The sequence below is a fragment of the Shewanella insulae genome (genome assembly GCF_009831655.1).
GTDB classification, from domain to species: domain Bacteria; phylum Pseudomonadota; class Gammaproteobacteria; order Enterobacterales; family Shewanellaceae; genus Shewanella; species Shewanella insulae.
Genome location: NZ_WRPA01000025.1, coordinates 21,974 through 44,354, shown reverse-complemented (window position 1 = coordinate 44,354; position 22,381 = coordinate 21,974). Strand labels below are relative to the sequence as shown.

General features: G+C 51.9%; 20 protein-coding genes. 14 read left to right on the top strand and 6 right to left on the bottom strand.

Annotation, left to right across the window (positions count from 1 at the left end):
• Positions 1-127: 127 nt before the first annotated feature.
• The 6 genes from GNT65_RS19195 to GNT65_RS19170 all read left to right on the top strand — a co-directional run bounded on the left by GNT65_RS19195 (position 128) and on the right by GNT65_RS19170 (position 9,010).
• A complete protein-coding gene (locus GNT65_RS19195) occupies positions 128-937 on the top strand; it encodes an SAM-dependent methyltransferase (protein ID WP_160798807.1) in 810 nt (269 codons plus the stop codon).
• A gap of 85 nt (positions 938-1,022) precedes the next feature.
• Complete coding sequence (locus GNT65_RS19190) at positions 1,023-1,244, top strand: hypothetical protein (protein ID WP_160798806.1); 222 nt, start codon at positions 1,023-1,025, stop codon at positions 1,242-1,244.
• Between the two features lie 75 nt (positions 1,245-1,319).
• On the top strand, positions 1,320-3,041 hold the full coding sequence (locus tag GNT65_RS19185; RefSeq protein ID WP_160798805.1) for a GGDEF domain-containing protein: 1,722 nt from the start codon (positions 1,320-1,322) through the stop codon (positions 3,039-3,041).
• Between the two features lie 1,105 nt (positions 3,042-4,146).
• A complete protein-coding gene (gene aceB / locus GNT65_RS19180) occupies positions 4,147-5,781 on the top strand; it encodes a malate synthase A (RefSeq protein WP_160798804.1) in 1,635 nt (544 codons plus the stop codon).
• Between the two features lie 106 nt (positions 5,782-5,887).
• Entirely contained in the window at positions 5,888-7,213 is a 1,326-nt protein-coding gene (gene aceA, locus GNT65_RS19175) for an isocitrate lyase (protein WP_160798803.1), read from the top strand.
• Between the two features lie 348 nt (positions 7,214-7,561).
• Positions 7,562-9,010 (top strand): HDOD domain-containing protein, encoded by a 1,449-nt coding sequence (locus GNT65_RS19170; protein ID WP_160798802.1) that lies wholly within the window; start codon positions 7,562-7,564, stop codon positions 9,008-9,010.
• A 2-nt stretch (positions 9,011-9,012) separates the two neighbouring features.
• Here the strand turns inward: GNT65_RS19170 and GNT65_RS19165 are convergent, their stop codons facing one another.
• From GNT65_RS19165 to GNT65_RS19150, 4 genes are all read right to left on the bottom strand, one after another.
• On the bottom strand, positions 9,013-9,486 hold the full coding sequence (locus tag GNT65_RS19165; RefSeq protein WP_160798801.1) for a nuclear transport factor 2 family protein: 474 nt from the start codon (positions 9,484-9,486) through the stop codon (positions 9,013-9,015).
• 23 nt (positions 9,487-9,509) lie between these two features.
• Entirely contained in the window at positions 9,510-10,334 is an 825-nt protein-coding gene (locus tag GNT65_RS19160; RefSeq protein ID WP_160798800.1) for a M90 family metallopeptidase, read from the bottom strand.
• Positions 10,335-10,554: 220 nt separating this feature from the next.
• Positions 10,555-10,986, bottom strand: coding sequence for a CopG family transcriptional regulator (locus GNT65_RS19155; protein WP_160798799.1), 432 nt, complete (start codon positions 10,984-10,986; stop codon positions 10,555-10,557).
• Positions 10,946-11,689 carry an AAA family ATPase gene (locus tag GNT65_RS19150; RefSeq protein WP_160798798.1) on the bottom strand — a complete coding sequence of 248 codons (744 nt, stop codon included), beginning with the start codon at positions 11,687-11,689 and terminating at the stop codon, positions 10,946-10,948. The genes GNT65_RS19155 and GNT65_RS19150 overlap by 41 nt, the downstream gene beginning before the upstream one ends.
• 572 nt (positions 11,690-12,261) lie before the next feature.
• On the opposite strand from GNT65_RS19150, the gene GNT65_RS19145 reads away from it, so the two are divergent.
• The 3 genes from GNT65_RS19145 to GNT65_RS19135 all read left to right on the top strand — a co-directional run bounded on the left by GNT65_RS19145 (position 12,262) and on the right by GNT65_RS19135 (position 13,662).
• Entirely contained in the window at positions 12,262-12,486 is a 225-nt protein-coding gene (locus GNT65_RS19145; protein ID WP_160798797.1) for a DUF3820 family protein, read from the top strand.
• Between the two features lie 127 nt (positions 12,487-12,613).
• On the top strand, positions 12,614-12,916 hold the full coding sequence (locus GNT65_RS19140) for a hypothetical protein (RefSeq protein WP_011865085.1): 303 nt from the start codon (positions 12,614-12,616) through the stop codon (positions 12,914-12,916).
• Positions 12,917-13,161: 245 nt separating this feature from the next.
• Positions 13,162-13,662: a GNAT family N-acetyltransferase gene (locus tag GNT65_RS19135; RefSeq protein ID WP_160798796.1), complete on the top strand. Its 501-nt coding sequence runs from the start codon at positions 13,162-13,164 to the stop codon at positions 13,660-13,662.
• A gap of 42 nt (positions 13,663-13,704) precedes the next feature.
• Here the strand turns inward: GNT65_RS19135 and GNT65_RS19130 are convergent, their stop codons facing one another.
• Both GNT65_RS19130 and GNT65_RS19125 read right to left on the bottom strand, forming a co-directional pair.
• Positions 13,705-15,465: a bifunctional metallophosphatase/5'-nucleotidase gene (locus tag GNT65_RS19130; protein WP_160798795.1), complete on the bottom strand. Its 1,761-nt coding sequence runs from the start codon at positions 15,463-15,465 to the stop codon at positions 13,705-13,707.
• 130 nt (positions 15,466-15,595) lie between these two features.
• A complete protein-coding gene (locus GNT65_RS19125; protein ID WP_160798794.1) occupies positions 15,596-16,729 on the bottom strand; it encodes a CNNM domain-containing protein in 1,134 nt (377 codons plus the stop codon).
• A gap of 145 nt (positions 16,730-16,874) precedes the next feature.
• On the opposite strand from GNT65_RS19125, the gene rlmN reads away from it, so the two are divergent.
• The 5 genes from rlmN (at position 16,875) to hisS (ending at position 22,368) form a co-directional block, all read left to right on the top strand.
• Positions 16,875-17,996, top strand: a complete 1,122-nt coding sequence (rlmN, locus tag GNT65_RS19120; RefSeq protein ID WP_160798793.1) for a dual-specificity RNA methyltransferase RlmN — start codon at positions 16,875-16,877, stop codon at positions 17,994-17,996.
• A gap of 32 nt (positions 17,997-18,028) precedes the next feature.
• The gene (gene pilW / locus GNT65_RS19115; RefSeq protein ID WP_160798792.1) at positions 18,029-18,817 is read left to right on the top strand and encodes a type IV pilus biogenesis/stability protein PilW; all 789 of its coding nucleotides are present in this window, start codon (positions 18,029-18,031) and stop codon (positions 18,815-18,817) included.
• Entirely contained in the window at positions 18,817-19,809 is a 993-nt protein-coding gene (locus GNT65_RS19110; RefSeq protein ID WP_160798791.1) for a RodZ domain-containing protein, read from the top strand. The genes pilW and GNT65_RS19110 overlap by 1 nt, the downstream gene beginning before the upstream one ends.
• Positions 19,810-19,827: 18 nt before the next feature.
• On the top strand, positions 19,828-20,943 hold the full coding sequence (ispG, locus tag GNT65_RS19105; RefSeq protein ID WP_160798790.1) for a flavodoxin-dependent (E)-4-hydroxy-3-methylbut-2-enyl-diphosphate synthase: 1,116 nt from the start codon (positions 19,828-19,830) through the stop codon (positions 20,941-20,943).
• Between the two features lie 153 nt (positions 20,944-21,096).
• Entirely contained in the window at positions 21,097-22,368 is a 1,272-nt protein-coding gene (gene hisS, locus GNT65_RS19100) for a histidine--tRNA ligase (protein WP_160798789.1), read from the top strand.
• Positions 22,369-22,381: the final 13 nt, after the last annotated feature.

Genomic DNA, 22,381 nt, shown 5'->3' with positions numbered 1-22,381 from the left:
GATTTGTGGTAAGTTAATTTGGTTTACACCTTTATGGCAACGGCTTTTTCCGTGATCGGAGAAGCAGCAATAGGTTAGGGAGCAAATTTTGGTTTGTTACCCGAGGCAATAGACGGAAGCATCAACAATGGGTGAAGCCTACACTAGAGGCAGTTTAGTTTGCGTTGGCACGGGTCTAAACCTGGGTGGTCAGATAACCGTGCTAAGCAAGAGTTATATCGAGCTGGCCGATGTCGTTTTTTCTTTGGTTCCCGATGCCTTTGCCCTCCAGTGGCTTGAGAGCATGAATCATGATGTCCGATCACTGCATCGCTATTATGCCCAGGGGGAAGAGATCAAGAGTCGCCGTGATACCTACCAGCAGATGGTCGAGGCGATTTTGGCCGAGGTGAGGGCGGGTAAGCGAGTCGTGTGTGCCCTGTATGGTCATCCTGGCGTCTTTGCCTGTGTGTCCCATATCGCCATTCGCCACGCGCGCGAAGAGGGTTTCGAGGCTAAGATGGAACCTGGGATCTCGGCCGAAGCCTGCCTATGGGCCGATGTGGGTATCGATCCTGGCCAGTCGGGGCACCAGAGCTTCGAAGCTAGCCAGTTTATGTTTTACTGTCATACGCCCGATCCTTCTACCCACCTATTGCTTTGGCAGATTGCCATTGCCGGTGAGCACACGCTCACTAAGTTCCATACCAACTCAGATTGTCTAAGGGTCTTGGTGGAGCAGCTTAGTGAATGGTACCCCTTAGACCATGAAGTCATTCTGTATGAAGCGCCGAATTTACCGACTCAGGCGCCCCGAATTGAACGCCTGTTACTCAAGGCCTTGCCCGATGCAAGGTTAACACCTATTACCACTCTGTTAATTCCACCGGCCATGCCTCTAAAAGTGAATCATAAGATATTGGCTAAACTGGGAATTTCCGAAGAGCATATGGGGTAATTAACTTGGATTAAGTTTGGTCAGCCTTGGGGTGGTCAAACTTATTTCTAGCAACTAGTGTTATTAGATAACAATGGAGAATGATATGTCTAAGCTAAGTGACTTTTTTCAGAAGTTAGGTTCGGATGCCGCACTGTTAGAGGCTTACAAGGCCGACCCAGAGGGGGTAATGAAGGCCAACGGATTGACGGATAAGGAGATCCAGGTGGTGTTATCGGGCGATCAGGAGCAGCTCTCGTCGCTCTCCGGTGACACCAGCGAAGTAAAGTCCTATCTAATTATCACCAACCCTGATGATAGCAAGTAACCGATAACTATCTATATGCATTACCTCAGACTCTTTTTGGCTTGGCTGTTTTCGATTGTGGTTTGCGCTCCCCTGATGGCGAGCGATGTCGATTACGACGCGGTTATCGATGAGCTAAAAGCTTCCTTGATTGCAGAGCCTGCCAAGTCGTCTGAGGTAATTGCCTATCTTAAAGATAACTCCCAACATCTAAGCAGTGAGCAGAGGGCTAGGGTGCTCACGCTAGAGAGTAACAAGGAGATGTATAACGGTGCCTACGAGCACGCCTTTAACCTACTTATTCAGGCCGAACAGCTGAGCCACTCTCCCGAGATTCAAAATTCTATATACCTTTATCAAGCTACCGCGCTGATCGCCATGAAGAAGTATCAGGGTGCCTTGGATGCCATGGCGAAGAATCTCGACCGTATCGAGCAGATAGATGACGTCACCATTAAGATGACCTCTTATCTGCGGTTGGCTAACCTCTATCTGGATCTCGAAGTCTATGATGAGGTGAAACGTTATGCCTCGCTGGCATATGGCCTGAGCCGAGAGACATCGCCTAAAGAGCAGTGCTACGCCCAGATGTTTTTGGCGGCAGGGGAGTTAAAGCTCTCTCATTATCACGAGGCAAAGCAGTTATTTGCCGATACCCGCACCTTCTGTAGCGAACACAATATTCCGCTGATCGTCGCCATGGCCGACAAGGGCAAGGGCACATCACACCTCCGTCTAGGCGAGCTGCAACAGGCCGAAAACCTGTTTCTGTCGGCACATAGTGAGTATAAGGCATTCAAATTTCAGTTAGAGATCAATGATGTAAGCTCCTTACTCGCCGAAACTTATTTGATGAAGCAAGAGCTGGAGCGAGCCAAACAATATGCTCAGCAAGTGATAGATATCGAGGATGACCCCAGTGTGATAGGGGCGAAGAAACGCGCCTTCAAGGTGATGGCCGATGCCCTGGCCTTGGAAGGAGCCTACCAGCAGGCCTACCGCTACCTGGATAAGTACCTCCAGCTTAGAGAAGCCGTCATAGATGAAACCAAGGCAAAGGCCTATGCCTACCAGATGGCCAAATTCGAGAATGCCGAGAAGGCTCGCGAAATTAAGATGCTGAATCAGGATAGGGCACTCTATACGGCGCAGCAGAAGGTGGTTGAGCTGGAGAGATATAACGAGAGTATGGCGTTGATGATCGCCATCGGGTGCTCCATCTGCCTGGTTATCTTTGGTGCTTCCATGTTTGTGCAGAAGCGCAAGTATAAGCGCATCTCCCAACGAGATCCTTTGACCGGAGTACTAAACCGAGGTACAGGCCAAGACTTTGCCGAAAATCTGTTTGTCGATGTGTTGGCTCATCGTAGTGTATTTAGCGTGGTGATGTTCGACTTAGATCATTTCAAGGAGATTAATGATACCTATGGCCATAGTGCGGGAGACTGGGCACTGCGCCGTGTCGTCGATGCCGTGTCGCCAAGTTTGAAGGGGCGGGATCTCTTTGTGCGCATGGGGGGCGAAGAGTTTGCTATCTTCTTACCCTATGCCGATGAACAGGCCGCCTTAAAGCTTGCTAAACAGTGTCGCGCCGCGATAGAGGCGATTCAGACCCGGCCACACTATAGTGATTTGAGTATTACCGCCAGTTTTGGCGTCTGCACCAGTGTCGAGGAGGATCTCAGCCTAGATCCTCTGATGAAACGGGTCGATATGGCCATGTATCAGGCCAAGCGCAATGGTCGTAACTGTGTTGTGATGTATCGGTCTAATATGACGGCTATGCCGCAGCAGGCGAACAACGCGGTCAATGCCTAATGGATCTACCGCGCAACACCTGAGCTTCCATGGCCGTAAAAGCAGTTACCTTTCTTACTGAGCGCCATTAAGGGCTTCTCATACACTTTCTGCCTACTATCCATCTACCAGAATTTCAGCAATGTGCTGGCGATGCTTGGTGTGTCTCTAAGCTCATTTCATACCTCCCTTATCCTAAGAAGCTTATGGCTTTAGCAATCTGGATCTTGAGTTATCTGACGTCACCACTTTGATTTGGGACATTTCTTTGCTGACGCCGCGCTTATAACTTAGATGAAGGTTTCTCTGATTGCGCTGAATACCCCTTAAAGTTCCTGATTTTAGCTTTGTCATTGATTTGTTATGTCTCACTGGTGAGAGCATTCCCTTAATCTGCGCGGGCGGCTGATTGTGAGTGGCCTAGGTGGTTGGCGGCTCATTGGAGCAGATCTGAATGATGAGCATATGGAAGAGGTTAAGTATGCAATTTATTCGGTTTTTTTTAATTATTTTTGCAGTAAACCAAAAAAAATTTTGATGTTGATCGACAAACGTTACCAAATTGTGACAACGGCCTTGTGGTATCTCTTTTGCCGTTTACGTAAACGTCAAATTAAAACATGCGTTTGATTTGTTTTTGGGTTGAACTTTATATATTCCCCTGAATTTTATGGTTTTTTATTGCTTTCCTTGCGAGTAAAGCAAAACGGAGTGCTGTTTTTTTCTGCATGGAATAACGCTCGAGCTGTGTACAGAAAAAGTTCCTGAAAGTAATAAAATTACGTAATAACTTTCACTAAGAGGTTTCTGGTTCATTTGTCAGACAATTTTCGGTATATGTCGTTGCACCATACTTGGCGTGCTATATAACTTGTTCTTAATCAATGTTATATGCCTACTTCTTTGTTTTGGTCTTACCAATTTTTTGCCGCTTGAATCTGCTGTTTTTGTTGTTTTTCTCGCCGATGGTATTGTTGCAATCCCAACAGTTTGTTAGTAGGTTTTGTTCAAAACGTACATTTGTAACCCCTGAGAGGTGTTTCAAGCTGTATGTACCCACCGCAAGGTGTGGTAGCGACGGAACAATTGGGATTGGGCGATAAGTTAGCGCTTGGGAGATATCGGGATGACTGAACAGGTAATGAATAAACATCAGCTAGAGACGGGATTGTCTATCCTGGGAGCGCCAGTACCAGGGCAAGAGATAGTGCTTAATGAAGGTGCACTGAGTTTGCTTGAGGTCTTGTGTGAGCAGTTTGCGGCTGAGGTGCCTAAGCTGCTGGAGATGCGCACGCAGAAGCAGGCTTTGATCGATAATGGTGCCTTGCCCGATTTCTTACCAGAGACCCGTGCCATCAGAGACGGTGACTGGCAGATCCGCGGCATTCCGCAAGATCTACAAGATAGACGCGTCGAGATCACAGGGCCTGTGGATCGCAAGATGATCATCAACGCCCTCAATGCCAACGTTAAAGTCTTTATGGCCGACTTCGAAGACTCGCTGGCTCCTAGTTGGACTAAGGTGATTCAGGGACAAATCAACCTGCGTGATGCCGTACGCGGTGAGATAGAGTACACGGCCCCCGAGACAGGTAAGCATTATACGCTGAATGACGATCCTGCCGTGCTTATTGCTCGCGTACGTGGCCTGCACCTAAAGGAGAAGCATGTATCCTTCAATGGCGAGGCGATCCCTGGCGCGTTGTTCGATTTCTGTCTCTACTTCTACCACAACTATCGTCAGTTGCTAGAGAAGGGCAGTGGACCTTACTTCTATATTCCTAAACTCGAGAGTCATGTCGAGGCGCGCTGGTGGGCCAAGGTGTTTGCCTTCGTCGAAGAACGTTTCTGCCTGACACCTGGCACCATCAAGTGTACCTGTCTCATCGAGACGCTACCCGCGGTGTTTGAGATGGAGGAGATCCTCTATGAGCTGCGCTCCAACATAGTCGCGCTCAACTGTGGCCGCTGGGATTACATCTTCAGCTACATCAAGACGCTGAAGAAGCATAGCGACCGCATTCTGCCCGACCGTCAGGCGGTCACCATGGATAAGCCATTTTTGAGTGCCTATTCGCGCCTGCTGATTAAGACCTGCCACAAGCGTGGCGCCCTGGCGATGGGGGGGATGGCGGCCTTCATTCCAGCAAAAGATCTGGCGCAAAACGAGGCCGTATTGGTCAAGGTTCGCGGTGATAAAGAACTTGAGGCACGCAATGGCCACGACGGCACCTGGGTGGCCCACCCCGGCCTGGCCGACACCGCCATGGGGATCTTCAACGAGTATATTGGTGAGGATCATGTCAACCAGCTGCATATCACCCGCGATGTGGATGCGCCGATTCTGGCAAGGGATCTTCTGATGCCCTGTGAAGGCGAGCGCACCGAGTCGGGCATGCGACTCAATATTCGTATCGCGCTGCAATATATCGAGGCTTGGATCCGCGGTAACGGCTGTGTGCCCATCTACGGACTGATGGAAGATGCCGCCACGGCAGAGATCTCACGTACCTCTATCTGGCAGTGGATCCAGCATGAGCAGAAGCTCTCAAACGGTAAGCTGGTGACTAAGGCGCTGTTCAAAGAGATGCTGGTGGAAGAGCTGGCCAACGTCAAACTCGAGGTGGGGCCGGACCGCTTCACTCACGGCAGCTTTACTCAGGCGGCCGTGCTGCTGGAAGAGATCACCACGGCAGATGAGCTGGTGGATTTCCTCACCCTGCCGGGCTACGAGATTTTGACTCAAGACGATAACGCATAACGAATTGAATTTATAAATGAAAGGGTAATACCCAAACCTATTTAGCGCCTTTGAATGTGAGTGGTATTGAGGGAGCTGGATGCTAACACCTGAGATGGAGAAGATTATGACTAAGGCAACTACACAGATTTCACGTCAACAACAGATTGATGCGATTAAGCAAGATTGGGCTGAAAATCCACGTTGGGCCGGCGTTCGTCGCCCCTATTCAGCAGAGGACGTAGTGGCCTTACGCGGTTCGATTGTCCCGGAAAATACTCTGGCAACCCGCGGCGCCGAGAAGCTATGGGAGCTGGTTAACGGTGGTGCTAAGAAAGGCTATGTGAACTCACTCGGCGCTCTGACCGGTGGTCAGGCAGTACAGCAGGCTAAGGCGGGGATCGAGGCCATCTACTTGTCGGGCTGGCAGGTGGCTGCCGATGCAAACCTGGCGGGCACCATGTACCCAGATCAGTCTCTCTATCCAGCAAACTCTGTACCTGCCGTGGTTCAGCGTATCAACAACTCGTTCCGCCGCGCCGACCAGATCCAGTGGAGCAACCAGATCGACCCACAAGACGAAGGTTACACAGACTACTTCTTGCCTATCGTGGCCGATGCCGAAGCCGGTTTCGGCGGTGTGCTGAACGCCTATGAGCTGATGAAGAACATGATCGATGCCGGCGCGGCAGGTGTGCACTTTGAAGATCAGCTGGCCTCGGTGAAGAAGTGTGGTCACATGGGCGGTAAGGTACTGGTACCGACGCAAGAAGCGGTGCAGAAGCTGGTATCGGCGCGCTTGGCTGCCGACGTGAGCGGTGTACCGACCCTGGTTATCGCCCGTACCGATGCCAATGCAGCGGATCTGCTGACCTCTGATTGCGACCCTTACGATCGCGACTTCATCACTGGCGAGCGTACCTCTGAAGGTTTCTACCGTGTGAATGCCGGCATCGACCAGGCTATCTCTCGCGGTCTGGCCTATGCGCCATACGCAGATCTTATCTGGTGTGAGACCGCCAAGCCTGATCTTGAAGAGGCGCGCCGCTTCGCCGAGGCGATTCATGCGCAATATCCAGATCAGTTGCTGGCCTATAACTGCTCACCATCTTTCAACTGGAAGAAGAACCTGGACGACGCTACCATCGCCCGCTTCCAGCAGGAGCTGTCGGATATGGGCTACAAGTACCAGTTTATCACCTTAGCCGGTATTCATAACATGTGGTACAACATGTTCGACCTGGCCTATGACTATGCGCGTGGTGAAGGCATGAAGCACTATGTCGAGAAGGTACAGGAAGTCGAGTTTGCGGCGGCTAAGAAGGGTTATACCTTCGTGGCGCACCAGCAAGAGGTGGGTACAGGCTACTTCGATAAGGTGACCAATGTGATCCAGGGCGGTGAGTCTTCGGTTACGGCGCTGACAGGCTCGACCGAAGAGGAGCAGTTCTAAAGTTTCGACTTGCTGTCCTTTAGCAGCGGTTGTTCCTCGCACTGTGTTCCTACGTGCAGTGCGAGGTTTTTCTTTCCTTTCTACTTGTTTAAATTTGCTTGCCTTGGCGGTCCCTCTTGAGCCGCCTTTTTTATTTTGTGCTTATCAATCGGCTCCCGCTGCCGATAAAGAGGTGAAATCCTCGCCAAGTGAGTAAGTGGTGTAGGATAAAGCCGATTTGCCTCTGGCGACTGATGTAATTGTTATGTTATAAGTTTTTCTGCCTATAATTCATCAAAGACGGTGCCATGCAAGTGAGCGCTAGCCATATTCCTTCATATAAAGAGTAGATACGCATTGAACATTGCTATGTCAGGAAAAGGTGCAGAATACTGGACCAAACGCATCAGCGAACAGGAGATGCCGGCACTTAGTTCGACGGTGAAGACCCTAGAGAAACTTGCCAAAGATGATGTTTCTTCCCTGGCGATACTCGGGCGAAGCGTGATGCATGATAACGCGCTGACTTCGAGAATTCTTAAGGTGGCCAACAGCGCCATCTACAACAAGGGGATCTCCCATGTTACCACCGTGAGCCGTGCGGCCGTGGTACTGGGATTTGATACCATACGCAATATCTGTATTACCGCCAAACTTTTAAGCAGCCTCTTGGAAAACAAGGGCTTATCTGAGCCTGTATATCATAGGCTGCTCACCCTGATGGCGAGAGCTTTCCAGGCTGCCATGCTGGCTAAGATGATGCTTAAAGACCATGACGAAGAGCTGCAAGAAGAGGTGTTTATCGCCGCACTGCTCTATCATCTTGGGGAGAGCGCCTTCTGGAGCATGGGGGGCGAGAGCACAGAGCAGCTCGATGCGCGCCTCAATCAGGTCGACGAGAAGGAAGCCAGCGCCGTAGTCAGAGAGGTGCTTGGCACCTCCTTTACCCAGCTTTCTATGGGGATCGCGAAAAACTGGGGCCTTGGTGAGGTGCTGGTGAAGTCCTTGTCTAACCCCAACGAACGCACGCCTGAGATCCGCTCCATCTATCTTGCCAATAAGATCAGCGAGTTGATGGCCAGCGACACTAAAGATGTCGCCGAGCTGAATCATAGGATCAAGCAGGCGGCGGATATGCTGGATCTTGAGGTGGATGAGTTTAAAGGGCGGATGATCCGCTGCAGTCACGCCACCCGAAAGCTGGCCGATACCTATGGCGCCAAGGTGCTGGTGGCCTTTCTGCCCGATACCCATCAGCTGACGCTGTCGGCGGAGCCCGAGGCCGAGCCTGTTAAGGTGCGCGAGTTTAATGTCGAATTGCAGCTGAAGAAACTTAGGGAGCTCACAGATTGCGCCATCAACAAGGCAAATTTTAATGAGGTGATCACCATTACCCTGGGCGGTTTGCTCGATGGTATAGGTATGGACCGCTGCGCCGTGATGCTACTCTCGCCCAATCGTAAACGTCTACAGCCCAGAGTGGTGGTGGGTGACAACAGCGATAAGATGAAGAATGAATTCATCGTCGAGCTCAGTCATGACAAGAATGTGTTTGCCGAAAGTATAGATCTTAAGAAGCCGCTGTTTGTTGAGAACCCTAGCTCGGACAAGTGGCGTCTGTATATGAATGATGAGCTCAGGCGACATACTTCGGCAGCCGGCTTCATGCTGGCGCCTATACTGGTGGATAACAAGGTGATCGGCCTGTTATATGCTGATAGGCATAGCTCGGATCGTAAACTGGCGGCGGAAGATTTCGACCGTTTTACTCATTTCGCCCAGCTGACCAATCTCTGCCTATCTGTGTCTGTGCATTAGCGCTACTCTTCCTGATTCGCGGCGCTTATCTGCGCCGTGATCCGCTTGGCCATGGCATTGGGGATAGGAAAACTCAGGTGGTATTGCAATATCTTCCAGCCTTCGGGTGTGAGGACCAGGGTGCCTGTGCCGCGGCATTTCCCATATGATTTACTGCTTAAATGCTCATCGAAGACAATGACGTCGCCATGTTGCGCTAGTTGCCGCGAGTCTAGGGTATAGGTCCATCCCTTGGTTGGACGAGCATAGGCGGAAAACTCTGCCATATCCCAATTTTCCTTGGCATCGGTACCGATAAAGTGGGCGTCCTCGGTATAGAGGGCGAAGTAGTTGTCCCAATCGGCACTGGCGGCGTAACTGTGTAACTTGTCTAAGGTTTGTGTCGCCTCTAGCGGGGCCTCGGCGCGGCAAATGCCGCTTAGCAGCAGGGCACTGGCTGCGAGTAGCCAAGTCAGCATAGGATGTCTGGCGGTCATGGTGATACTCCTTTTCATTCGCTTTAATGCCAGTTTACCGGATCTAATTTGAAAAAATGACTCATCTGCTGATAGAGAGCCTGATGCTGTTGGTAAAACTCATGGGGGCGTTCGAAGAAGGTCTCGGTGATCACCGCGAAGAACTCGGCCTCGTTGGTGGCGCCGTAATAGTTAAACAGGCTGGGCTGATGGTACCTGGCGTCTTCACAAAGTTGCTCATATTCCTCAGTCATGATGGCCGACCAGTGTTGATAGTCCCGCGTGTTGGCTAATATGGGGGCGCCGTTGGAGTGGCCATCCTCCTGATCCAGCTGGTGGGCAAACTCGTGGATCACCACGTTGTGGCCATCATAAGGTTGAGCGGCGTCTTCCTTGGCGGTATGCCAGGAGAGTACGACCTTGCCATATTCCCAGGACTCGCCAGAGAGGATGTTCTTCCGCTCCCAGAAGGTGCCATCGCCGTTCTGCTGGGTTTGATTGACGATAAACAGGCTGGGGTAAACCAGGATCTGTTTCAGCTTAGGGTAGTAGTCGGTGTCACGGTTGAGCAGTAACAGGCAGGCCTGGGCCGCGATGGTCACCCGGATCTCATCATCAATCTCTATTCCCTGGCAGCCGATGAAGGTTTTTTCGGCAATGAAGATCTGAATGTGGCGTTTTAGCTGTAATTGTAAGTCGCTCGGCAGGGCTCGAAAATAGGGCATGCGGCGCTTGAGTATGGCGCGCCAGCTTGCGGGAAAGGGACGTTTGGCGATTTGCGCGCGGCGATACCTGACATACCTAGGTTTAAACAGTATGTAACCTATGGCGACACTACTCACCAGTGCAAGAATAAAGATGGCTAGCATAAAAATCTCCCTATGATATAGCAAGATATGGTGCCGTTTGATGAAAATTCAATCTTAATAGGGAGAGAAAAAAGCTGGCAGCCCGTAAGTTCGGATAATGAAATCTGTCGCTGCCAGAAAGGTTAGGGAGACGGGGTGAAAGTGGTGACGCGCTGGATGATGATGAACCCAGCGCGTCTGGGGATGTAGGTTAGTCGACGAATGCCTAATGCATTAACCTCTAATCGACTATGATGGATTGCTCCTTCTGTTGCCGTTCGCTTTCCGTTAACGAGTAATGGTGCTCGATGAGAAAGCGGATCAGCTTGGATTTCGCGACATCGCAGCCACTGGCCAACTCGGCCAGGTGCGATATGGCGGATTCGCTCAGGGTGAAGGTCGCCTTGCGATAAGGGCCGCTTCCCTTAGGCACCACCTTGGGCGAGGGCATCGCCTCGAGGGAGCGCTGACGCTTGATGCCGCCATCGAAGCCTGTTTCTAGCGCGATAACCTCTGCCATCTGCTGCACATTGCTCGGCTGTCCGGCGGCGTAGTGCGTCGCGTCATCGATAAAATCATCGATCAAGGTATCGAGCGATATGTTCAGCAGTTTTCGGTTTTGTCTCGCGGCACTAGACTGCGTAGAGCTTTTCTTGAGATCGGCCAGACCCATAGTTACCCCTTAACTTATCCATCTGTTTTTCGGCGAGACGATTGCGAATCTCTGTAGCACTCGAGGCTTGCAGCATTTCACAGGCTATACTGCGGATCTCGTCGGCGGCCTTGCCTTTTGGCTGAGTTTCCATGACAGACAGACCCGATTCTTCGCTGTCATCATAAATGTTTCGGCTATAGGTGATGGCGTCAAGTACGTTGATATCGTAAGTCTTGCACACCTCTTTCGCCTCAAAGATGCGGTTAGCCTGGTTTGGTAGGCTAGGGCATTGAGTGATCACGAAAGATGCGCGCATCTTAGGGTTGATCATCATACAGGTGGCGACGATGTCATCCATATGGCTAACGGTTTTCAGGTCTCTGCGCTTGGGGCGCAGTGGCATCAACACGTGCGAGGCGACCGACATGGTGGCGCGTAGCGCCAGGTTATCTTGACCGCCACAATCGACTATTACATAGTCATAGTGTTGTTCCAGGCTGAGCAGATCGTTACGTATCTTGCCGTAGAGCTGTACGCAGTTAATGCTGGCCAGGGTGCCGTTGTTGTTACGAGCCTGAATCCAGTCTGAGGTGGTCCGCTGGGGATCACAGTCGACCATGATGACCGACGCGCCGCATTCTACCGTGAGAAATACCGCTATGTTTTGGGCTAAACAGCTTTTTCCGCTACCGCCTTTTTCACCGCCAACTAAAATGATCATTCTGTTTCCTCTCGACTGCCAATGATTGCCGATGTTTGTTGTTAGGTTCCCAAGTGATGTACTGCTGTCTTGCGACCTCACCTGTTTGGGCATGAGTTCAATTTAGGTGTTAATTAATTGTTGGTCAACTACATGAAAATTGACGTTTTTTTTGATTATGGCGCTTGTCATTAAGTTGACGTTTCTGTCTGTTTGGCGGATATTTGACGCTAATAGGTTTCGTGATAATGAATCATACTAAATCGCATATAAAACAGCATGTTAGCTGTATAGTTTTCAATTAAGACTTCTTGTCATCCCCCTTTGGCCAGGAAAGTGTAAGACTTTCATCTTACTGATATATCTAGTTTGTTCTTTGTTTGGCTTTGATATTCTTAAATGTTATATAGCTAGTCGCTAAAACTTTGAAGTCGGTTGGCTTAGACTGGCCTAAATTTACCTTATGTTTCAATACGACGCGCAAAGGCTAGGTTGGTATCGACGGCTTTTAGTCATAAGTGCTTGGTCTGCTGCCTGGGGTCACGTAAGCTTGCCTCAATTACACTCATTGAGAGTCATATAGGATAGTAAAGATGGATCAACAGGCCTTGGTCGAGGCGATAAATCAAAAAATGCCCTTTGGTAAATATGCCGGATTGCGCTTGCTCGAACTGCCAGAGCCCTATTTAGTCTGGTTTCATAGCAAAGGTTTTCCCGAGGGCAAGTTGGGTCAGCAGCTGGCACTTATCTACGAGGTGAAGCTTAATGGCCTCGAGGGCATGCTTAAGCCGCTATTAGTTCCTCGCACTCAGGGATAAAATGCGGGAATGAGAGCTTGATCTAAAACTGATTCATTGAATGCTGTTTTAAGGTGTCCGAGTAGAGATTTATGGCTAAGGCCATGTTTTAATGCAGGGGTTAAAGGCAAACACTTAAGGAATGACAATGATAACTAAATTAGTTCGTTTAGCCGCTGCGGCCACCTTAGCCCTGGGGATCTCGAGTGCCTGGGCGGCTGGTGTAGTGCATCAGGGCACTGTGGTCGATACTATGAACGGTGGTGGTTATACCTATGTTCAGATCAAAGAAGCCGACAAGACGTTCTGGGCGGCCGGACCTCAGGCCGAGGTAAAAAAAGGTGACGTAGTTGTCGTTCAAGAGCAGATGTGGATGAATGACTTTACCAGCAAGACGCTTAACCGCACCTTCGACGAACTGCTATTTGTGGGTCGCATCGACAAGAAGTAGCCTAGGCGGCTTAGCAGCCTGGCCAAGCGTGAAAGACTGAATGTAAGAGTCTAAACATAATAGATAGTGTCGCTAACTTGTTATCGGCACTATTTTTTTGCCTATAGGGTGACTAATATAAGTTGCACAGATGAGAGCCTGGTTTCTGCTTATACCTCTGACTGTTTTCTTAGCTTGGTCTAGGAGAGGTGCAAGGTTGAGGTGAGGCTCAGGGTTCGCCCTGCGAGACACAGATAGATAAGGTGATGATAAAGATAGTTCCCTACCGCAAGGGTTATGGCGTAGAGGTCAGTGAGGTCTATCATCTGGCGGTGCATGCCATTGACGAGGCTCATTACAATGGGGCGCAGAAGCGCGCCTGGTCCAGGGCGCCGCGCTCTGGTTATCACTGGCATAAACGCCTGACTCGTTCACAGGCCTGGTTGGCTGTCGATACGGCTCGATTGGTTGGCGAGCACCCCTGCTGCGTAGGTTTCATCAATGTGGAGACCCACTACGCCTCTCGCGGATATATCGACAGTCTCTATGTGCACCCTGATTACCAGGGGCAGGGGATCGCGCGGCAACTGTTGCAACAACTCGCATCCTGGGCGGTTTCCCAGGGGATGTTAGAGTTGAGCGTCGATGCCTCCAGCCTGTCACGGCCACTGTTTATGGCCGAGGGATTTAGGCTGCGTCACAAGCGTTATCAAGAAAAGGCAGGCCAAATATTTATGGCCTATTATCTGGTGAAGCCCCTTATTTAACCCCTCTAGCATCAGATACTAAGTGGATTTGTTTCCTAATTGCTAGAGCCCTTCTAAATGACTCGTGTATACCACATGGGGTGGCATGACGCCGTTAAGTCCCTCTTCTCGCTGCATGAAGCGAATGAAGGCCTGGGGGAGCGTGAGCGCCTCGATCGATACCTGTTTCTCAGCCTTGAGCAAGTCCTGGTAGCCCTCCTTGCCCGACGCCGTATAGGCTGAGGAGACGCCGCAATATAGCCTGTCTGGCATCACGCTATGCCACTGCGTCTCGCCGGCTATTTCCGTCAATATCTCCAGCTGCAGTATGCGTCGACCTAGCGGCTGCCTGCCGTCATAGCAATATTTCAGACCGTAGGTGTAGGGGAAGCTACCGGCGCCCGTGCCGGTAATACTGTTGTTGGTGGCCGAGTTGATGGCCGACTCCAGAGTTTGGTATAGGTAGCGGCCCAGGATGTGATATTTCACCAGAGGCAGGGCGAAGGGCAGCAGGCGCCCTAGTACGTCCGCCATGGTGACAGTGCCCTTGTTGAGGGACTGCCTGACGCCGCCGGCGTTGTGCAGGGCAAAATCGACCTGAAGATTTAGTCTGCGGGTTTCATGATAGATACTCTTGCAGACCCAGGGGGCGATCTCGCTACCATGGGGCAGCGCCTTGCTGGGTAGGCGAGTATGGATCAAGTTTTTCGGCACAAAGCCCAGCACCTGATGCTCCAGGGCATCGATGGCAGGGCGGTAGTGTTGGGCGATCACCTGATTGATCTCGCTTAGCTCCTCATCCCACTGATCTTCATTCCACAGCACGCCAGGGTGGGCCATGAGCTGTTGCTTCAGCGCGCTATAGATAGTCGCGGTGACCTCTTGCTTCCCTTCGATGATCAGATGTTCATCGAGCATGAAGTAGTTATGCCCAACCAATGAGGTAACACGGCCCTTGTCATCAAATTCGATGTCGCACAGCCCCAGGGTTTCGGCATATTTGCCCGCATGCAATATCGGCGTGTCTTCGACGCGATAGCCATAAGGCAAGGCACTATGACCTATGGCGCTGAATTCACCTTGCAGGGTGTGAGAGTGACCGCCGACGATCAGGCTGATGCCTGGCACCTCTCGGGCTAATACCTTGTCTTTGTCCCAGCCCAGGTGGCTCAGCACCAGGATATGCTCTATCCCCTCGGCTTTAAGTTTGGCCACTGTGTTGGCTGTGGTCGCAATGGCGTCGGCGAAGTAGGTATCTTCATCGGGCCTGGCGATCTCTTTCATCTGATCTAAGGTGATCCCTATGATGGCGAGCTGCTTGTCGCCAAGGGACTTAAGCAAGACCTTGGCCGTGCGACTCTCGACGTCGTAATCAAATAGTCTGGGATGGTTAGCCAGTTTTACCTGTTTGTGAGGGTCTTCCTGGCTGAGATCCATGTTGCCGGCGAGCAGGGGAAAGTTAATGGTATCGAGAAACTGCTTAACCGGTTGATTGCCTGCGTCTATCTCATGGTTGCCGAGCACCATGGCATCCGGCGTGAGACGGTTTAGCAGGTCGGCATTGGCCACACCTTGAAACTGGTTGAAGTAGAGGGTGCCCTGAAAGCTATCGCCGCCATGCAAAAACAGAAAATCTTGCCCGGCATTAGCCGCTTGGTGACGCGCCTGCTGCACTCGATAGCCGATCCTGGCATAGCCACCACTATGGCTATAGACCTCATAACTTTGTTGCTCATGGGTGAGCAGGAATTGGACGCGCGAAGGATCGAAGTGAGAGTGGGTGTCGTTGATGTGTGCAAGCTTGAGCGAGTATCTGTTGGTCATGTAGGCCTCATCTGTGAAGCGGGCAAGTATACCTCAGGGGCGCTAAATGAAAAAGGGAAGCATCTGCTTCCCTTTGTTAACTTTTCTTAAGCTAGTCACATGAGTATTCTGTGTGAGTTATTTACTCAAGTTACTTAGTCACCTTATTCAGTGGCTCGACTTCTGTGACCTTGACGTCTTGAGGTTCGGCTTTGGGTTCCTCGTCATCCTCTGCCGAGCCCTCATCCGAGATGCGTATCCCCTTGTGAGTCATGCGGCGTTTCCACAGGCGTCTCGCCAGTTGCTGCATGTCGGTCACAGGGTCGTTGCTGTCGACAATCTCCAGCCCCAGAAGGGATTCGATGATATCCTCCAGGGTGACGATACCTAGGCCACTTCCGTACTCGTCCACCACCATGGCGATCTTGGTATTGCGCTTAATCATCAGCTGGAATAGCGGCAAGATCTTGGCCGTTTCCGGCACGATTACCAGGTTACGACGTACCGCCGAGATAGGCGCCTGAGGCGTGTCTCGCTCCGACAGCAAGATGGTGTTGCGGTTAACATAACCCACGATATTGTCGCGATCGCCATCGAAAACCGGGATACGGGTAAAGGGACTCCTCTTGTGGGCTTTGGCAAACTCAGATTGGCTCATGGTCGCTGGCACGCTGAACATCACGGTTCTAGGTGTCATGATGGCGGTGACCGGCATCTCCTTGACCGACAACATCTGGGTCAGAATCATAGATTCCTGCTCGTCCAGCTCGCCCGACTCATGGCCTATCTTGGCCATGGCGCTCATCTCCTGGCGAATGTATTGGCCATCGTCCCCCTTACCGAGTTTGTGAGTGACCTGCTGAGACATCCAGATAAGCGGTCTGGTGATGCGCTCCATCCATAGCAATACCAGCGATACGCTCGGTGCCAGGCTACGCCAGTAGTTCGCGCCCAAGGTCTTAGGGATGATCTCAGAGAAGAAGAGGATCAAGAAGGTCAGCACGCCGGAGAAGACGCCCAGCATCTCGTCGCCAAAGACCTTTGCGGCCTGTGCACCGGCAACGGCGGCGCCCACGGTATGGGCGATGGTGTTCAAGGTCAGGATAGAGACCAGTGGCGATTCCACATTCTCCTTTTGGTGGCTCAAACGCTCGGCTGCCGCGGGATGGGTTTCTTTGAGGTTCGCGATAAAGCTAGGGGTAACAGACAGAAGTACGGCTTCGAATACACTACAGAGAAAAGAGATCCCGATAGCGACAAAGACAATAACAATAAGGGTTATCATGGGGGAGGTAAAACAACTCCGGGTAACAAGCCAATATTAGCTTGGGAGGGATTCTAGCATAGTCTATTTCCTTACTGGCTAAAATTTATTGATATCTGTATAATTCGCCGCCCTGTGGCAGGTTTTGGTGTTGAGGTTAGTCAAAATGAGTGAAAAAAAGATCAATTTATTGGATCTCGATCGTAAGGGATTGAGAGCGCTGTTTACCGAGATGGGTGAAAAGCCTTTCCGTGCCGATCAATTGATGAAGTGGCTATACCATTTTGGCGTCAGTGACTTCGAACAGATGACCAACATCAACAAGGCGTTACGTGCCAAACTGGCCGCGCGTTGTGAGGTGGTGGCGCCCGAGATCTCCAGCTATCAGAAGTCTGCCGATGGTACCATCAAGTTCGCCATCAACGTGGGCAATGGCCAGGAAGTCGAAACTGTCTACATCCCAGAAGAGGACCGTGCCACCCTGTGTGTCTCTTCTCAGGTGGGGTGTGCGCTGGAGTGTACCTTCTGCTCGACCGCCCAGCAGGGTTTTAACCGTAACCTGACCGTGTCTGAGATTGTCGGTCAGATCTGGCGCGTATCCCACTTTCTTGGCTTCCAGAAAGAGACCGGTGAGCGTCCCATCTCCAACGTGGTGATGATGGGCATGGGTGAGCCGCTACTGAACCTGAAAAACGTCATGCCGGCCATCGACATCATGCTGGACGATTTTGGCTTCAGCCTGTCTAAGCGCCGCGTGACCGTATCTACCTCGGGTGTGGTGCCTGCGCTGGATATCCTGGGCGATAACTTGGATGTGGCCCTGGCGGTCAGTATTCATGCGCCGAACGATGAGCTGCGTGACGTGCTGGTACCGGTCAACAAGAAATATCCCTTGCAGGAGTTTCTGGCGGCGATCCGTCGTTACCTTGCCAAGTCTAATGCCAACCGTGGCCGTGTGACCCTGGAATATGTGATGCTTGATCATATCAATGACAGCACAGATCAGGCCCACGAGCTGGCCAAGTTGATGAAGGATACTCCTTGTAAGATCAACCTGATCCCTTTCAATCCTTATCCGGGGTCGCCATACGGGCGTTCATCTAATTCGCGTATCGATAGATTCTCTAAGGTGCTGATGGAATATGGCATTACCGTCATAGTGCGTAAGACTCGTGGTGACGATATTGACGCGGCCTGTGGCCAGTTAGCAGGGGATATTCGCGACCGAACCAAACGTTTAGCGAAAAAACGCATGCAAGATAGTCAGATTTCAGTCACAATAAACTAACTTATTGTATCTGCTACTAGATAGGCTTGCGAATGTTAAGCAAAAAGCCAACATTGACCCTATTAATCATCCTGACCTCGGCGTTGATGTCAGGATGTGTGACTGAAAGAACCTATAGTGGCACAGATGTGCCCGTTCAAGAGCGAAGTTTCGACAACGTTGCCGCTGCCCGTCAGCGGGTGCAGCTGGGTTTGACCTATCTGCAGAAGGGCAACAGTGAACAAGCTAAGTACAACCTGGATAAGGCGCTCGAATTCGCCCCCAATATCGAGGCTGTGCACGTGGCGTTAGCCTATTATTATCAATCGGTTGGCGAGTTAGAACTGACCGAGAAGGCGTATCGCAACGCCATCGACGCCAGCGATGCAAGCGGCGACTCCATGAATAACTTCGGCGTGTTTCTCTGCCAGCAGGCAAAATACGATCAGGCCGAGGAGATGTTTCTTCGGGCGGTAAAAATGCCCAAATACACCCGTTCGGCCTCCAGTTATGAGAACCTGGGGATCTGTAGCCGTAAGTCGGGTGATCTGCAAAAAGCACAACGCTACTTCGAGATGGCACTCAACTATGACCCTCGTCGTGCCAACTCTCTATTAGAACTGTCTGAGATCGAATTGGATCTGGGGAACTACTCCGCCGCCAAGAAAGGCTTGGCGCGTTACCATAGGGTGGTGCCCGAATCGGCTCAGAGTCTGGCGTTGGGAATTAAAATTGAGCAAGGCCTAAATGACCCTGAAGCGGTGAGAAAATTTGGCATTCTTCTCCTGGCTAAGTTTCCCGCTTCCAATGAGGCCAAGCAGTATAGAGCAAGCATGCACTAATGACTGATAATCAAATCGATATGCTCAAGGACGATGCTGATAAACCAAAGGATACAGGTGAAACACTAGGCCAGTGGCTAAAGGCGGGGCGCGAGTCGCGCCAGATAACCATCGCCAGCGTGGCTGAGCAGTTAAACCTTCGCCCGTCGATCGTTAAAGATCTCGAGGCGGACAACTATGACAACATCGCCTCGGCGACCTATGTCAAAGGCTATGTGAAGAACTACGCCCGCATTCTGGGGCTGGAGATGGCCAAGGTGGATGCCTATCTGGCCGAAAGCTTTCCCGTGGTCAGCGCCCCGACGATGCAGAGTTTCTCCCGCAAGACGACACGTCAGGCCAGAGATGGTCGCTTGATGCTGGTGACCTATCTGATCATCTTCGTCCTGTTGGCCTTGCTGGTGCTTTGGTGGGTACAGAAGTCCGCCATGGTCGCCGATATCGACCTCTCCAAACCTTCGATGGAAGAAACCGCCGAACTCTCGACCCTAGCAGCCTCGTCTGAGCCGATGTCTGCCCAAGACCCACAGGCGGGTACAGGCATCGAGATGCCAAGAGACCAGTTTGCCAGTGAGCAGCTTGCTCCTGAAAAAACAATGCCAGATCAAGCTGCCAGTGAACAGGTGACAGCAGAACAGGTGCAAAACCTTTCATCTGAGCCGATCTCGACGCCTGAGCCTGGTGCAGCCCAGGCGACCAATTCGATTTCCCAAGCAGATGAAACGCTTAACGCCGCAGACGACGCCGAGTTGACCCTGAGTCTGAGCGGCGACTGTTGGATCAAAGTCACCGATGCCGACGGCAAGGTGCTGGTCAATGGCCTTAAGCTGGCAGGCAAAGAGATGAATGTCTTTGGTCAGGCGCCGTTTAAGGTTATATTGGGGGCGCCTCAGTCGCTGACCATGCGCCTCAATGGTGAAAATATTGATTTGGCCAAGTACCCAAGTGGTCGAGTTGCCAGACTGTCGGTCGGTAGTGCCGCCAATCTTTGAAGTAAAGAGTGAATTAAGATGTACAACGAGTCCCCAATCATTCGCCGCCCTTCGACACGTATCTATGTGGGTGATGTGCCTATCGGTGATGGCGCGCCAATCGCCGTGCAATCTATGACCAACACCCGTACCACAGATGTGGAGGCCACGGTGGCTCAGATCCGCGCGCTAGAAAATGTCGGCGCCGATATCGTACGTGTCTCAGTGCCCACCATGGATGCCGCCGAGGCGTTCAAGGTGATCAAGCAGCAGACTAAGGTCCCCCTGGTTGCCGATATCCATTTCGATTACCGTATCGCCCTCAAAGTGGCGGAATACGGCGTGGATTGTCTGCGTATCAACCCGGGCAACATAGGCAACGAAGAGCGCATCCGCAGCGTGGTGGAGTGCGCCCGCGACAAGAATATCCCGATCCGTATCGGGGTTAACGGCGGTTCGTTAGAGAAAGATCTGATGGACAAGTACAAGGAGCCGACCCCTGAGGCATTGCTGGAATCGGCCATGCGTCACGTGGATATTCTCGACAGACTCAATTTCGATCAGTTTAAGGTGAGCGTTAAGGCGTCTGACGTCTTCCTGGCGGTGGAGTCTTACCGTCTGCTGGCTAAACAGATCAAGCAGCCGCTGCACCTTGGGATCACCGAGGCCGGTGGCGCCCGCGCCGGGGCCGTTAAATCGGCCGTTGGCCTAGGCATGTTGCTGGCCGAAGGCATAGGTGACACCCTGCGTATCTCGCTAGCCGCCGATCCCGTCGAGGAGATCAAGGTGGGTTTCGATATCCTCAAATCCCTGCGGATTCGCTCGCGCGGCATCAACTTCATCGCCTGCCCATCCTGCTCACGCCAGGAGTTCGATGTGATCGCCACGGTGAACGAGCTGGAGCGTCGCCTAGAAGATGTGGTGACCCCTATGGATGTATCCATCATAGGTTGTGTGGTCAACGGCCCAGGCGAAGCCCTGGTGTCTGATATTGGCCTGACCGGCGGCAACCGTAAGAGCGGCTATTACGACGACGGCGTGCGTCAGAAGGAGCGTTTCGACAATGAGCATATCGTCGATCAGCTCGAGGCGAAGATCCGCGCCAAGGTCGCCAGCGAAGACGCGCGTATTCCGACAACCGATATCACGGAGTAACCCTTTGTTTGCTGCGCAGAAGATGGGGCGATTCGCCCCGTTTGTGGCGCAGCTCACTGGCGCGCCGCGCCGGTTTTGCGTTTATTGTTGATGCGCCTATAATGCGAGGCGCTTTTTTATTTTTTACAGCTAAATTTCGGACGAGTTGATACAGTGGCAAAACAGATTCAAGCGATTCGCGGAATGAACGATATTCTGCCGACCCAGAGCCCTCTATGGCAAAAACTAGAAGCAGTGCTGCGTGATACCGTGGCGGCCTATGGCTACAGCGAGATCCGCACTCCAATCGTAGAGAGCACCGACCTGTTCAAACGTTCCATCGGCGAAGTGACAGACATCGTCGAGAAAGAGATGTACACCTTTGCCGATCGCAATGGCGATCTGCTGACCCTGCGCCCAGAAGGCACCGCCTCTACCGTGCGTGCGGGTAACGAGCATGGCCTGCTTTACAATCAAGAGCAGCGTCTGTGGTACATGGGTCCCATGTTCCGCCACGAGCGTCCACAGAAGGGCCGCTACCGTCAATTTAACCAGTTTGGTGTCGAGGTTTATGGTATCGCCTCGGCCGATATCGACGCTGAAGTCCTGATGATGTCGCACCGCCTGTGGCAGAAGCTGGGGATCGGCGAGCATGTAAAGCTGGAGCTGAACACCCTGGGGGATGCACAGGAGCGCGCGGCCTACCGTGACGCCCTGGTCGCCTTCCTGGAGCAGCACAAGGAGAGGTTGGACGAAGACAGCCAGCGCCGCATGTATTCAAATCCACTGCGGGTACTGGACAGCAAGAACCCGGATGTACAGGCGCTGCTGGGGGATGCCCCGGCGCTGATGGATTATCTTGGCGAAGAAACTCGCGGCCATTTTGCACATTTATGTGAACTACTTGAAGCCGTTGGCATCCAATACGAAATTAACCCTCGTCTGGTGCGCGGCTTGGATTACTATAACCGCACCGTATTCGAGTGGGTTACCGACAGTTTGGGTGCCCAGGGCACGGTATTGGCCGGTGGTCGTTACGACGGCCTAGTCGGTCAGCTAGGGGGCAAAGATACCCCGGCGGTAGGCTTCGCCATGGGGCTTGAGCGTATCGTCCTGATGCTGGAAACCCTGGAGTTGACCGATGACGTGCCCGGTACAGTCGATGTGTATGTCACCGCCATGGGCGATGATTGCCGCGTCGCAGCCATCAAGGTGGCCCAGCAGTTACGTGAAGTGGATGGCCTAAGAGTGATGAGTCACTGCGGCGGCGGTAACTTCAAGAAGCAGATGAAACGCGCCGATAAGAGCGGTGCCAAGCTTGCCATAGTGATCGGCGAGACCGAGCTGGCTAACGGTCAGGTGGCACTAAAATATCTGCGTGAAGAGAAAGAACAAGAATTGGTTGCACAGGATTCGTTAGCAGCTTACGTTGCAGAACTGATTTAAAGAGGAAGAGAAA

What these genes read in the sequence shown, in the direction of transcription:
- GNT65_RS19130 (WP_160798795.1), bottom strand. Translation starts at nt 15,465, where the DNA reads ATGACCAACAGATACTCGCTCAAGCTTGCACACATCAACGACACCCAC.
- ispG (WP_160798790.1), top strand. Translation starts at nt 19,828, where the DNA reads ATGTACAACGAGTCCCCAATCATTCGCCGCCCTTCGACACGTATCTAT.
- GNT65_RS19155 (WP_160798799.1), bottom strand. Translation starts at nt 10,986, where the DNA reads ATGGGTCTGGCCGATCTCAAGAAAAGCTCTACGCAGTCTAGTGCCGCG.
- GNT65_RS19135 (WP_160798796.1), top strand. Translation starts at nt 13,162, where the DNA reads ATGATAAAGATAGTTCCCTACCGCAAGGGTTATGGCGTAGAGGTCAGT.
- GNT65_RS19195 (WP_160798807.1), top strand. Translation starts at nt 128, where the DNA reads ATGGGTGAAGCCTACACTAGAGGCAGTTTAGTTTGCGTTGGCACGGGT.
- GNT65_RS19110 (WP_160798791.1), top strand. Translation starts at nt 18,817, where the DNA reads ATGACTGATAATCAAATCGATATGCTCAAGGACGATGCTGATAAACCA.
- GNT65_RS19185 (WP_160798805.1), top strand. Translation starts at nt 1,320, where the DNA reads ATGGCGAGCGATGTCGATTACGACGCGGTTATCGATGAGCTAAAAGCT.
- GNT65_RS19140 (WP_011865085.1), top strand. Translation starts at nt 12,614, where the DNA reads ATGATAACTAAATTAGTTCGTTTAGCCGCTGCGGCCACCTTAGCCCTG.
- GNT65_RS19170 (WP_160798802.1), top strand. Translation starts at nt 7,562, where the DNA reads ATGTCAGGAAAAGGTGCAGAATACTGGACCAAACGCATCAGCGAACAG.
- pilW (WP_160798792.1), top strand. Translation starts at nt 18,029, where the DNA reads ATGTTAAGCAAAAAGCCAACATTGACCCTATTAATCATCCTGACCTCG.
- GNT65_RS19190 (WP_160798806.1), top strand. Translation starts at nt 1,023, where the DNA reads ATGTCTAAGCTAAGTGACTTTTTTCAGAAGTTAGGTTCGGATGCCGCA.
- aceA (WP_160798803.1), top strand. Translation starts at nt 5,888, where the DNA reads ATGACTAAGGCAACTACACAGATTTCACGTCAACAACAGATTGATGCG.
- GNT65_RS19145 (WP_160798797.1), top strand. Translation starts at nt 12,262, where the DNA reads ATGGATCAACAGGCCTTGGTCGAGGCGATAAATCAAAAAATGCCCTTT.
- rlmN (WP_160798793.1), top strand. Translation starts at nt 16,875, where the DNA reads ATGAGTGAAAAAAAGATCAATTTATTGGATCTCGATCGTAAGGGATTG.
- GNT65_RS19150 (WP_160798798.1), bottom strand. Translation starts at nt 11,689, where the DNA reads ATGATCATTTTAGTTGGCGGTGAAAAAGGCGGTAGCGGAAAAAGCTGT.
- GNT65_RS19160 (WP_160798800.1), bottom strand. Translation starts at nt 10,334, where the DNA reads ATGCTAGCCATCTTTATTCTTGCACTGGTGAGTAGTGTCGCCATAGGT.
- GNT65_RS19165 (WP_160798801.1), bottom strand. Translation starts at nt 9,486, where the DNA reads ATGACCGCCAGACATCCTATGCTGACTTGGCTACTCGCAGCCAGTGCC.
- aceB (WP_160798804.1), top strand. Translation starts at nt 4,147, where the DNA reads ATGACTGAACAGGTAATGAATAAACATCAGCTAGAGACGGGATTGTCT.
- GNT65_RS19125 (WP_160798794.1), bottom strand. Translation starts at nt 16,729, where the DNA reads ATGATAACCCTTATTGTTATTGTCTTTGTCGCTATCGGGATCTCTTTT.